At 65.6% G+C, this 12,661-nt stretch carries 9 protein-coding genes, 1 tRNA gene and 1 other RNA gene; 9 read left to right on the plus strand and 2 right to left on the minus strand.

Going from position 1 to position 12,661, the window contains the following annotated elements:
- Positions 1–52 precede the first annotated feature (52 nt).
- The 3 genes from GMOLON4_RS14000 to GMOLON4_RS14010 all read left to right on the plus strand — a co-directional run bounded on the left by GMOLON4_RS14000 (position 53) and on the right by GMOLON4_RS14010 (position 1,619).
- Positions 53–1,027, plus strand: a complete 975-nt coding sequence (locus tag GMOLON4_RS14000; RefSeq protein WP_146137549.1) for a hypothetical protein — start codon at positions 53–55, stop codon at positions 1,025–1,027.
- A 67-nt stretch (positions 1,028–1,094) separates the two neighbouring features.
- Positions 1,095–1,182 (plus strand) — tRNA-Ser (locus GMOLON4_RS14005).
- Between the two features lie 89 nt (positions 1,183–1,271).
- Positions 1,272–1,619 (plus strand): hypothetical protein, encoded by a 348-nt coding sequence (locus GMOLON4_RS14010; protein WP_035733588.1) that lies wholly within the window; start codon positions 1,272–1,274, stop codon positions 1,617–1,619.
- Positions 1,620–1,805: 186 nt separating this feature from the next.
- On the opposite strand, the gene GMOLON4_RS14015 is transcribed toward GMOLON4_RS14010, so the two are convergent.
- Positions 1,806–2,747: an aldo/keto reductase gene (locus tag GMOLON4_RS14015; RefSeq protein WP_026937673.1), complete on the minus strand. Its 942-nt coding sequence runs from the start codon at positions 2,745–2,747 to the stop codon at positions 1,806–1,808.
- Positions 2,748–2,809: 62 nt separating this feature from the next.
- An RNA gene (ffs, locus tag GMOLON4_RS14020) (signal recognition particle sRNA small type) lies at positions 2,810–2,906 on the minus strand.
- A 90-nt stretch (positions 2,907–2,996) separates the two neighbouring features.
- Here ffs and pta point away from each other — a divergent pair.
- From pta to GMOLON4_RS14050, 6 genes are all read left to right on the plus strand, one after another.
- Positions 2,997–5,114: a phosphate acetyltransferase gene (gene pta, locus GMOLON4_RS14025; RefSeq protein ID WP_026937674.1), complete on the plus strand. Its 2,118-nt coding sequence runs from the start codon at positions 2,997–2,999 to the stop codon at positions 5,112–5,114.
- An 85-nt stretch (positions 5,115–5,199) separates the two neighbouring features.
- Positions 5,200–6,402, plus strand: coding sequence for an acetate/propionate family kinase (locus GMOLON4_RS14030; RefSeq protein WP_026937675.1), 1,203 nt, complete (start codon positions 5,200–5,202; stop codon positions 6,400–6,402).
- A 183-nt stretch (positions 6,403–6,585) separates the two neighbouring features.
- A complete protein-coding gene (locus GMOLON4_RS14035; protein ID WP_084147651.1) occupies positions 6,586–9,126 on the plus strand; it encodes a DNA polymerase III subunit gamma and tau in 2,541 nt (846 codons plus the stop codon).
- Positions 9,127–9,726 carry a recombination mediator RecR gene (gene recR, locus GMOLON4_RS14040; protein WP_026937676.1) on the plus strand — a complete coding sequence of 200 codons (600 nt, stop codon included), beginning with the start codon at positions 9,127–9,129 and terminating at the stop codon, positions 9,724–9,726.
- A gap of 288 nt (positions 9,727–10,014) precedes the next feature.
- Entirely contained in the window at positions 10,015–11,286 is a 1,272-nt protein-coding gene (locus tag GMOLON4_RS14045; protein ID WP_026937677.1) for an aspartate kinase, read from the plus strand.
- A gap of 136 nt (positions 11,287–11,422) precedes the next feature.
- Entirely contained in the window at positions 11,423–12,481 is a 1,059-nt protein-coding gene (locus tag GMOLON4_RS14050) for an aspartate-semialdehyde dehydrogenase (protein ID WP_026937678.1), read from the plus strand.
- Positions 12,482–12,661 lie beyond the last annotated feature (180 nt).

The following is a 12,661-nucleotide window of genomic DNA, read 5'->3' on the forward strand; positions in this document are numbered from 1 at the left end:
ATTTCGGAAACGGCGATTGTTTCGCCGCATTGACTTAAGGGGAGAACAAGTTATGGCAACCTATGCCCGGAACTTTTCTCGATCTGTAATTGCGGTGGCCGCCACGTGCATCCTTGGTGCGACCGTCGCAGCGCCCGCCTACGCGACAACAGTCGCGGACGACGCCGGGGAGACAACCTCGACCGTGACTCCCGTGACAGCGGAAGCTAGCGCACAGGCGCAGCCGGAGCTTAGCTTCACAACGCTCTCCACCGCGACAACTGCCGCCGTCCCGGACGAGCCTGGCAACGCATCCGTCGATCCTGCCGTTGATGCAACGCAGCAGGAGGCGGCGCCAGCAGAAACTAGCACCACCGAGACTGGCGGTTCGGATGCGTCCGGAACGACCGATACTGGTGGTGCCGATGCTGGCACGGATCCGGGCACTGGCACGGATCCGGGCACCGGGACGGACACCGGTAGCGTCGATGCTGGCGCGGATGCAGGAGCCGACGGAAGCGGCGGCTCCGATGGCAGTGGTGCCAACAACGAGGCCGAGGGTGGCGTTGATGGTAGCGGTACCTCAAGCGGCACCGACACGTCCACGGGAGGTACCGGCGGCTCGGCTGACGCGAGCGGCGGCGTCGACGGTGAAGTCCCCGTTGACCCCGCACCCTCCGAGGAGCCACCGATCACCAGCCCCGGGCCCGAACTTCCGATTCAACCCGTCGCCCCCGATTCGCAGTCTTCTGGCCCATCCGTCGTTCCCGAAGAGCCCGGCAAGGCCGACGCGCCCACCCGGACTCAAGACATGGAGAACGGGACGAGCCAGACGAATGGGACGAGCCAGACGAATCGGCCTACGCTGAGCCAGACCGTCGACCCAGAGACCACCGCGGACGACGATCGCGGCGGCGTCAAGGCTGAGACCGAGTCGCTTGCCCAGACTGGCGCAAATGAGCTTCTCCTTATCGTCGGCATCGGGGCACTGCTCGTCATCGGCGGGATCGTGCTCGTGGTTATGCGGCTCCGAAAGCGCGGCAGCTAGGTCGGTGGCAACGTGACCTGCAAAAAGCAGGTACGATATACCGATGTCCGCACTTTTGTGCGGCCCTGGAGGATTCGCCTAGTGGCCTATGGCGCACGCTTGGAAAGCGTGTTGGGTGCAAGCCCTCAGGGGTTCGAATCCCCTATCCTCCGCCATTAAACTATGCCCCCGACCAGGTGATTGTCTCGCCGAGTCGGGGGCATGTTTCGTCCATGCAACGTTTCTATGCAATAAGGGGCACATCATGCAGGACTGGATTGAGCATCGTCGCGGTATCGACGGCGAACGGCTCGGCTGGATGCGACCCGAGGGCGAGGGCTTCGTCGTCATCGATTTGCTCGGTCGAGCAAGGACGAAAGCACTCGATTGGTTGGATGCGGAAACGTTTCTCGAGGAGCTCGGCATCGGCTACCTTGCCGACAAGTACGAGGTCTTGCTCGAAAATGGCTCGTGGCAGCGAGTCCGCATCATCGAGGTGTCGACCAGCAGGATCTCCCTCAAACAGGAAGACTGGGGCGACATGTCAGCGCCGCCGGTCTACTACAGAGCGAATTTCCCGCTGGACGAAGCGCAGCTGCGTCCGGTTCAGTAGCGCGCGACACCACTGCGGGAAACAGCGCGTGAAAAAGTGCACGTATGAGCACGACACGCTGCGACACACCGTGCGCTGTGCTCATACGTGCACAATTTTCCTCGGTAGGACGCCGGGCCGCCCGAATTCCTCGGTAGGACGCCGGGCCGTCCGGCTTCCTCGGTAGGACGCCGCCGTCCAGCAGCCCTACGCGAACGGGGCGGAGGCGGCGTCGAGGGTGGCGACCTCGTCGGCGGTTAGCTCAAGCGAGGGTGCGGCCATAATGGCGGGCAGCTGCTCAGGCTTGCTCGCAGAGGCGATCGGCGCGGTGACGCCCTTCGCGAGTAGCCAAGCGAGCGCCACTGTGGTGGGTTCTACGCCGCGGGCCTCCGCGACCTCGACCAGCGCATCCACGACCGTGAAGCCTTCATCGGTCGCGTAGCCCGAGGCCATGCCCTGCCGGGCCGCTCCCTCGAGATCGGAGGCCTGGCGGTACTTTCCGGTGAGGAAACCCGACGCGAGCGAGAAATAGGGGAACACGGCGGCATCGAACTCGCGAGCAATGTGCGCGTATCCCTGCTCGTAGCCTGCCCGCGCGACGAGGTTGTACTGCGGTTGGATCGCGACGGGGAGCGTCAAGTTCGCCGACTTCGCGGTCTCGAACCACTCGCGCATCCGTTCAGGGGTGAAGTTCGAAAGCGCGACGTGGCGAACGCGGCCCGATTGCACGAGATCGTGAGCGATCTGCACCTGCTCGTCGATCGCTACCGACTCATCGTCGTAGTGCGCGTAGTAGATGTCGACGTAGTCGGTCTGCAGGCGCTCAAGCGACTCGTTCAGCGCTGCGTCGGCATTCTCGCGAGACAAGCCCTTGCGCGAGCTGAGTCCGCCTACCTTGGTGGCGATGATGACCTCGCCGCGGTTGCCGCGTTCCTGCATCCATTCCCCAAGGACTCGTTCCGAGTCGCCGCCATCGCTACCCTCTTGCCACTGCGCATACGAGTCCGCGGTGTCGATGAAGTTTCCGCCGGCCGCGACGAATGCGTCGAGCACGGCGAACGACGTGTCGCGATCGGAAGTCCAGCCGAACGTGTTGCCGCCGAGGTTGATCGGGAAGATTTCGATTTCGGTACGGGGGATGCGGGCCATGAGTCTCCTAGTAGGTGAAATGGGTTCGGCAGGGAGGCTACACCCCAATATTGCGGGGAAACGAAAAGGACCCCTCGCGCACCCGCCAGAGCCTGGTTACCCTTGCTTCGTTTCCGACCTGGGGGAGTTGGCCTGGATGGCGCCACGCGAGGAGCCAGCGTCCAGCATATCGTGACGCGGGGGCAAATGCACTTCGCGGCTGCGCGGCGATTCAGGGGCGCGACCATTCGTGTCGTTAACATGAACCCTGTGACCGCAAGTATTTACATCACGTCGTCCGAAGGCTATTCCGGCAAGCAAGCAGTGGGGCTTGGCGTGCTCGATACCCTGACCAAACACGTCGGTCGGGTCGGGCTGTTCCGGCCGATCGTGGAGGATCCCGCGACCGACGATGTGCTGTCGCACATGCTCGATCGGGTGGATGCGTCGCTCGGCTTGACCCCGGAGGAGTGCGTTGGTGCGACGTACGACGAGGTGCACGACGACGGCGATGCCGCCCTCGCCAAGATCATCCAGCGCTATGACGCGGTCGCGCGCCGCTGCGAGGCGGTCGTCATCATCGGCAGTGACTTCACCGACGTCGGTAACCCGGCGGAACTCAGCTTTAACGCCCGTGTCGCCACCAACCTCGGCGCGCCCGTGCTGCTCGTGCTGTCGGGCCGGAACCAGAACGACCTGACGCCCCGCACGGCGGAGGAACTCGGCCAGGTGGCGGCAATCACGCTGCCCGAGCTGCGGGAGGAGCACGCGAAGCTCATCGCCGTGGTCGTGAACCGAGCCGAGCCGCACGCGCTCGAAGAGATTCAGGCCGAGGTCAAGCGGGTCGTGCGTGAGGATGCGCACGGCGGCAAGGTGCCCGTGTGGGCGCTGCCGCAGAACCCCATTCTGATCGCACCGACGGTCACCGAGCTTGCCACGGCGGTTGAAGGTGAGCTCTACTCGGGCGACGAGGCGCTGATGTCGCGCGAGGTGCTCGGCGTCACGGTCTGCGGTATGTCGATGGAGAACGTACTGAGCCGCACCTTCGAGTCCGGGGTCGCCGTGGTCGCGGCCGACCGCACCGAAACGCTCGTCGCGCTCCTGCTCGCTCAGCAGGCGGACAACTTCCCGTCGCTCGCGGCCATTGTCGTGAACGGACCGTTCGAATTCTCCTCCACGATCGAGACGCTGCTGCGCGGTGTTGACCTCAACGTCCCGATTGTGCGCACGCAGTACGGCACGTTCGAGACCTCGCAGCGCATCATCAACACTCGCGGTCGGTTCTCCGCGGCGAATCGTCGCAAGGTGGATGCGGCGCTCCAGGACTTCTCGCAGTACATCGACCATGACGAGCTCGTCGAGCTCCTCAACGTCCCTGAGCCATCCGTCGTCACCCCGCTCATGTTCGAGTACACCCTGCTCGATCGGGCCCGACGCGACCGGAAAAAGATCGTGCTCCCGGAAGGAGAGGACGATCGCATCCTGATCGCCGCATCCACGCTGCTGGCCCGCGAGGTGGCCGATCTCGTGATCCTCGGCGACGCCGACGCGATTCGCCGCCGAGCGGTCGAGCTCGGCGTCAATGTGGAGGCAGCCGAGATCATCTCGCCGCAGGATCCCGAACTTGTTGAGAAGTTCGCCACCGAGTATGCCCGGCTTCGCGCGCACAAGGGCGTGTCGATCGAGGACGCGCGCCTGCGCGTCCAGGACGTGTCGTACTTCGGCACGATGATGGTGCACCTGGGACTTGCCGATGGCATGGTCTCGGGGGCGGCGCACACTACGGCCCACACCATCCGCCCGAGCTTCGAGATCGTGAAGACGAAGCCGAGCGTGTCGATCGTCTCGAGCGTGTTCCTGATGTCGCTCGCCGACCGAGTGCTCGTGTACGGCGACTGCGCGGTCAACCCCGCGCCGACCGCCGAGCAGCTCGCCGACATTGCGGTCTCGTCGGCGGAGACCGCGGCGCAGTTCCACATCGAGCCGCGCGTCGCGATGCTGAGCTACTCGACGGGTGATTCGGGCACGGGTGAAGACGTCGACAAGGTGCGCGAGGCGACGCGACTCGTGCGCGAACGGGCGCCGGAGCTGCCCGTCGAAGGCCCGCTGCAATACGACGCGGCGACGGACATGGCGGTTGCCGCGAAGAAAATGCCGGGGAGCGAGGTCGCGGGGCGCGCATCCGTGTTCATCTTCCCCGACCTCAACACCGGCAACAACACGTACAAGGCAGTCCAGCGCTCGGCTGGGGCGGTCGCGATCGGGCCAGTCCTGCAGGGCCTGAACAAGCCGATCAACGACCTCTCCCGCGGCGCGCTCGTCACCGACATCATCAACACCGTCGCGATCACCGCGATCCAGGCTCAGGCAGAGGCCGCGGCCAAGTAAATTCGGATGCGCCGTGCCTCGCCTTGGCAGCGCGGCGCTTCCGTTTGCAACCATCGCTCCGAGATATCTAACGAAAGTAGCGCCAATGACTGTCGTCCTCGTCGTCAACTCCGGCTCGTCCTCGCTGAAGTATCAGCTCATCGAAATGTCGGATGAGCGGGTGCTTGCCTCCGGTCTCATCGAGCGCATCGGCGAAGCCTCCGGCGTCGTCACCCACAAGCGGGGCGATGAGCGAGCGGAGCGAGAACTCGAGATCGGCGACCACGACGCCGCGTTCGACATCATGATGCAAAACTTCGCGGAACACGGCCCGTCGATGGACGACGCGAAGCCGGTGGTGGTCGGGCACCGAATCGTGCAGGGCGGGCGGCGGTTCTACGGGCCGACGATCATCGACGAGAAGGTCGAAATGGATATTGAGGAGCTCATCCCACTCGCGCCGCTCCACAACGGACCGAATCTCGCTGGTGTGCGCGCGGCACGGCGGGTGTTTGCAAACATCCCGCACGTCGCGGTGTTCGACACGGCTTTTCACACGACGCTCTCGGATGCGGCGAGCTACTACGCGCTCAACCGCGAGGTGGCCGACAAGTATCGGGTGCGGAAGTACGGCGCTCACGGCACGAGCCACAAGTACGTCTCCGAGGCCGCCGCGGAATTTCTTGACCGGCCCTACGACGAGCTGCGTACCGTCGTGCTGCACATTGGCAACGGCGCCTCGGCCTGTGCGGTCGACGGCGGTAAATCGATCGACACCTCGATGGGCATGACCCCGCTCGAGGGGCTCGTGATGGGCACGCGCACCGGCGACATCGACCCCGCGGTGCTCTTCCACTTGCACCGCAAGGCGGGCTACTCGGTGGATGACCTTGACCGGCTCCTGAACAAGCAGTCCGGTCTGTTGGGGCTGACGGGGACGAACGACGTGCGCGATGTCACGGCACGCGCCGCGGCGGGCGACGAAGCGGCCGAGCTCGGGCTCGAGATCTATGTTCACCGACTGCGCCACTACATCGGTTCCTACCTCGTCGCGCTGCAGGGCGCGGACGTCATTGCGTGGTGCGGCGGCGTCGGCGAGAACTCGGTCGAGGTGCGGAAGCGCGCGTTGGCTGGGATGGAGTGGCTCGGCGTTGAGCTGGATGCGGAGCGCAACGAGGCCCGCCGCGACGGGATTCGCGAGATCTCGACGGACTCATCCCGCGTTCGCATCCTCGTCGTGCCGACCAACGAGGAGATTGAGATCGCTCGCCAGTCGCTCGAGGCGACGGGCGTGCCCGCGGCCCAGTAGGTGGGCGCGGCCGGCTTCGAGAGGACTTTGAGTCGGCGGGCGCAGCAGGCCGTATCGAAAAGTCCGGCAGCACGAGCGGCGTCGCGAAGCTCGCCGAGTGCGACCGCAGGTCGCGTATCGAGGCCGCCCAGCCCTGTGGATGCGGTGTATAGGTGTGGCCTCGAGCGGTCTACGATGGTGGGCATGGTCGCTGCCCTCTATCGTCGTTATCGGCCCGAGTCATTCGCCGAAATGATCGGGCAGCGTCAAGTGACCGACCCCCTCATGACGGCGCTTCGCACCGGCCGAATCAATCACGCGTACCTCTTTTCCGGCCCGCGAGGTTGCGGTAAGACGTCGTCTGCGCGCATCCTCGCCCGCTGCCTGAACTGCGCCGAGGGCCCGACCCCGGAGCCCTGCGGCAAGTGCGAATCCTGCCTCGAACTCGGGCGCAACGGCGGCGGGTCAATCGACGTGTTCGAGATCGACGCCGCGAGCCACGGTGGCGTCGACGACGCGCGTGAGCTGCGCGAGCGTGCGGTCGTCGCGCCGACGCGAGACCGCTACAAGATCTTCATCATTGACGAGGCACACATGGTGACCGCGGCTGGCTTCAACGCACTGCTCAAGGTCGTCGAAGAGCCACCGGAAAACGTCATGTTTATCTTCGCGACGACCGAGCCAGAGAAAGTCATCGGCACGATTCGCTCGCGCACGCACCACTTCCCGTTCCGGCTCATTCCGCCCGCGCCGATGCTCGAGTATGTCGAGGAAATCTGCGCGGCGGAGGGTGTTACCGCGCAGCCGGGTGTGCTGCCGCTCGTTGTGCGCGCGGGTGGCGGCTCGGCGCGTGACACGATGTCGCTGCTCGACCAGCTCATCGCTGGCACCGACGGCAGCGAGCTCGAGTACGGGCTCGCGACGCAGCTGCTCGGATTCACCTCGCAGGGCCTGTTGAACGACGCAATTAATGCGTTCGCGGCTGGCGACGCGGCCGAGGCGTACCGGTCGGTGGATGCGGTGATTCAGTCTGGCCAGGACCCGCGGCGTTACGTCGAAGACCTCCTAGAACGCGTTCGCGACCTCATCATCGTGCGCGCGCTCGGAGAATCGGCATCCTCGGTGCTTCGCGGCGCTGCCCCCGATGACCTCGAACAGATGCGGGGCGCCGCGGCGCGCTTCTCGCCGCGGGCACTCAGCCAGATGGCCGACATCGTGAATGAAACGCTCACCGAGATGAGCGGCGTGACCGCGCCGCGGGTGCAGCTCGAGCTGATGGTTGCGCGGATTCTCGTCGCGATGCGCGCCGACTTCGCGGGCGGCGCGGCCGGGTTTGTGGAGGCGGGGGAGACCCCGCTGGGGCAAGGCAGCCAGACCTCGGGGCGGGGTGCGGCTCGGCCGGCCACACCTGCTGGCGGTGCCGCGCAGTCCGCACCGTCGCAGGCTTCCGCCCCGTCGCGTTCTTCTGCACCGTCGCCGGCTTCCGCACCGTCGCGGGCTTCCGCACTTGCGAATGGGCCTCTTGGTCCTTCAACCAGCACTGCTCAGCCGGATGTGCGACCAGAGCAGGGCCCGGCGAGTCCGGCCGCAGATGCAGCAGCGGCATGGGACGCCGTCGCACCCGAACCCGCGCCATCCGCAGACGTGTCGGCGAGCCGAGTCGAGCCATCCGTCTCGTCAGCCAGCGAACCTGTGTCGGAGCCAGAACGTGCATCCGAACCCGCTCAGCAGCAGAACCAGCGGCGCGACGAGACGACGAACCACCCGGAGCAAGCTGTCGATCCGGGGAGCTTCGACCTCTCCCGGGTTCGCGCGGCGTGGCCCGAGGTGCTCGAGCAGATCGCGCGCGACGGGCATCCGACTTCGGCTGCAATCGTGAAGCAGGTCATCCCGACCGAGTTCGGTGCGGGCGAGGGCGCGGGCAAACTCCGCGTCGAGGTGCCCAACCGTGGCGTGATGGACCAGCTGTCGCGTGGCCGCGAACAGGGCAACGCGCCGGCGAACCATCTCAAGACGGCGCTCGGTCGGGTTTTCGGCTTTGACGTGGTCGTCTACCCGCGCGTGCTCAAGGACGGTGAAACGTCCGCAGCGCCCTCGACGGATGCGCCACCTGCAGATCCGGATCGTCACCGAGGCGCGCCGAGCGAGCCAACCGGGCAGCGCAATCCGGCCGGATCGACTCCGGCTGTGCGGAACGAGGCCTCCGCCGCGGCGGTCGCGACCACTCACACGGAACGCGCACCGAAAACTGAACCGACCTCGCCGTCACCGGCGGCCAAGGTCGCGACATGGGACGTCGTGGCGATTCCGGGCTCGGAGGACGGCCCCGGCTCGGGATGGGATGACCTCGCGACCGAGTCGGCGACGCCGACGGAGCAATCGAGCGAGGCGCGCATCCCTGAGGTAATTGCGGCGAAGACCCTGGCAGCGAACGAGGCCGACACGATCGAGCGCGACTCGATGGCCGCATCCGTCGCCTCGAAGGAACGCTCGAACTCGGCCGCGGCAACCGCAGCGCCGACGCAGACCACCGCGTCGGCCCAGGAACTCGAGCCCGCGCCAGCCCGGCGCCATCCGGCACTGGCCACGGGCAGCGAGCGCTACGGTGAATCGGTCATCCGAGAGCGGCTCGGCGCCCGATTCGTGAGCGAAGAACCTATTGAGATATTGCAGGAGACGGCGGATCCGGAGGAAATCCCTCCGCCCGATGATTTCGACGCGCCGCCGCCTCCTGAGGAGTACTAAATGTATGACGGAGTAGTGCAGGAACTGATTGACGAGCTCGGTCGGTTGCCTGGAGTCGGGCCGAAGTCTGCGCAGCGCATCGCGTTTCACATCGTGCAGACGCAGAGCTTCGACGTGACGAAGCTCGCGAAGGTGCTGCTCGAGGTGCGCGAACGCGTGCGCTTCTGCGAGCAGTGCGGCAACGTTTCCGAGTCGGCGGTGTGCAATATCTGCGCAGATCCGGAGCGGGATCGCACGCTGATTTGCGTGGTTGAGGAGCCCAAGGACGTCGCGGCAATCGAGCGAACGCGTTCCTACGAGGGCCTGTACCACGTGCTCGGCGGCGCGATCTCGCCGATCGACGGCATTGGTCCGGACCAGCTCAATATCCGCGGGCTCATGCCGCGGCTCGAGACCGGTGAGGTAGTCGAGGTCATCATCGCGACCGACCCAAATCTCGAGGGCGATGCGACCGCGAGCTATCTCTCGCGGCTGCTGTCCGCAGTCGGCGTGCAGGTCTCGCGGCTCGCATCGGGTCTGCCGGTTGGCGGCGACCTCGAGTATGCGGACGAGGTCACCCTCGGCCGTGCGTTCGCGGGGCGCCGACTCATCGGTCAGTAGGGATCGGGGCGCCATGACGACTGGATCACCAGGGCTAGGCGCGATTCGCGGCACGATGTGCACCATTCGAGAGAAATAGCGCCTCTTGGGGTGCTATACGTGCTCCATTTTGCGCCCAGCCGCGCAGCGCCGCTCGGCAGGCCCCGAATTTCGGCCCCCTGCTGCCTTTTTCTGCGCATCCTGCGGACAGAATTCCGCCTCGTGCATGGATGCGCGGCCAAGTGGCCGACTAGACTCGATCGAGGGCCGCATCCGCGTGCCCAGAAGTCTTATCGGGAGTGAGGGTTTGTGAGCCTCATCGTGCAAAAGTATGGCGGCTCTTCAGTCGCCGACGCCGAGGGCATCCGTCGGGTTGCCAGGCGAATTGTAGACACGAAGCGTGAGGGCAACGACGTCGTGGTCACGGTGTCTGCGATGGGGGACACGACCGACGACCTCATTGACCTGGCGCATCAGATCACCCCGATGCCTGAGCCGCGCGAGTTCGACATGCTCGTCACCACCGGTGAGCGAATCTCGATGGCGCTGCTCGCGATGGCGATCAAGTCGCTCGGCTACGACGCACGCTCCTACACCGGCAGCCAGGCCGGCATGATTACCGACTCGACGCACGGCGATGCGCGCATCCTCGATGTCACGCCGAGCCGCATTCGCGAGGCACTCGACGAGGGTGCCATCGCAATCGTGGCGGGTTTCCAGGGCTATAGCCGCGACACCCGCGACATCACGACGCTCGGTCGCGGCGGTTCCGACACCACCGCCGTCGCGCTCGCGGCCGCGCTCAACGCCGACCGCTGCGAGATCTACTCGGATGTCGACGGCGTATTCACGGCTGACCCGCGTATCGTCCCGAAGGCCCACAAGCTCGATCGCATCTCGAGCGAGGAAATGCTCGAGCTCGCGGGCTCTGGCTCCAAGATTTTGCACATCCGCGCCGTTGAGTACGCGCGCCGCCAGGGCGTCACCCTGGTCGTGCGCTCGTCCTTCTCGAACGAGCCGGGCACGACCGTTTACATCGACAATCCGGAAGAGGAGAACCAAGTGGAAGAAGCCACCATTGCCGGTGTTGCCCACGACCTGAGCCAGGCAAAGATCACCGTGGTTGGGGTTCCGGATGTGCCGGGTTCCGCGGCTGCGATCTTTAACATCGTTTCGCAGCAGGGCGCGAACATCGACATGATCGTGCAGAACGTGCAGACGCAGAACGACGGCGTGACGGACATCTCGTTCACGCTACCCAAGATCACGGCCGACGGCGTGCTCAAGGCGCTGGAAGGCGCGCGCAAAGAAATTGGTTATGAGAGCATCCGCTTCGACGACCAGATCGGCAAGGTCTCGCTCGTTGGTTCGGGGATGCGCACCAACATTGGTGTCTCGACCACACTGTTCGACGCGCTCTCAAAGGCCGGAATCAACATCGACATGATCTCGACCTCCGAGATCCGCATCTCGATCGTGACCCGCGCCGACCTCGTTCCGGAGGCCGCCCGCGCGATCCACGCAGCGTTCGGCCTCGATGGCGAATCCGAGGCCGTCGTCTACGCCGGCACCGGCCGCTAAGCCCAGCGCGAATCTACGAGCCCAAGGGTATCGGCGCCAACAGGCGCGCGGTACCCTTGAGCCCTACGTGCCTTCGCACATCCGAGCCACCGCTGATCCGTTGAAGAGTGGCCGTTATCTAAGGAGTTCCCCGACTATGTCTGACCAGTTCACCGTTGCCGTCGTTGGTGCAACCGGCCAGGTTGGTGGCGTTATGCGCCGTCTGCTGGCCGAACGCGAGTTCCCGATCGGGAAGATTCGCTTTTTCGCATCTGCTCGTTCGGCCGGTAAGCAGCTCGAATTCAAGGGCGAGCAGGTCACGGTCGAGGACGTGGCGACGGCCGACCTGTCGGGCATCGACATTGCACTGTTCTCGGCTGGCGGCTCGACCTCGCGCGCGCAGGCCGAGCGCTTCGCCGCGGCGGGCGCCGTCGTGATCGACAACTCCTCGGCCTGGCGCAAGGACCCGGAGGTGCCGCTCGTGGTCTCCGAGGTCAACCCGGGCGATCTGAAGGACCGCCCCAAGGGCATCATCGCGAACCCCAACTGCACGACGATGGCGGCAATGCCCGTGCTGCAGCCGCTCAACGAGAAGGCGGGTCTGAAGCGCCTCGTGGTCTCGACCTACCAGGCCGTGTCCGGTTCGGGTCTCGAGGGTGCCCGCGAGCTGTCGAGCCAGATCATGGCTGGCGCCGCCCAGGGCGAGGATGCGCTGCTCGGCCTCGTCGAGGACGGCACCGCGGTCGAGCTTCCCGAGCCACAGAAGTACGTGCACCCGATCGCGTTCAACGTCGTCGGGCAGGCCGGCGACTTTGTGGATGACGGCAGCGGCGAGACCGACGAGGAGCAGAAGCTGCGCAACGAGTCGCGGAGGATCCTGCATCTCCCGGACCTCCTCGTGTCGGGTACCTGCGTTCGCGTCCCCGTCTTCACGGGGCACTCGCTGACGATCCACGCCGAGTTCGAGAACGACATCACGCCCGAAGAGGCGAAGGAGATCCTCACGCAGGCGCCGGGCGTCGAGGTCGTGGATGTGCCGAGCCCCCTCGCTGCGGCGGGTAACGACCCGAGCCTCGTGGGTCGCATTCGCGCCGACCAGGGTGCGCCCGAGGGCAAGGGCCTCGTGCTCTTCGTCTCGAACGACAACCTGCGTAAGGGTGCCGCGCTCAACACGATTCAGCTTGCGGAGCTCGTCGCCAAGGAACTCGCGGCGTAACGCTCGTTGAGTAGCGAAGCGTATCGAAACGCTCGTTGAGTAGCGAAGCGTATCGAAACGTGCCGGCCGCGGTGTCGTTTCGATACGTCGCTTCGCGCCTACTCAACGAGCGGAGGCGTCGCTTCGCGCCTACTCAACGGGCGCAGCCGCTCTGAACGGGCGGTCGGTTTTGGTGGCGTA

Source organism: Gulosibacter molinativorax (assembly GCF_003010915.2).
In the GTDB taxonomy this organism is placed as follows: Bacteria; Actinomycetota; Actinomycetes; order Actinomycetales; family Microbacteriaceae; genus Gulosibacter; species Gulosibacter molinativorax.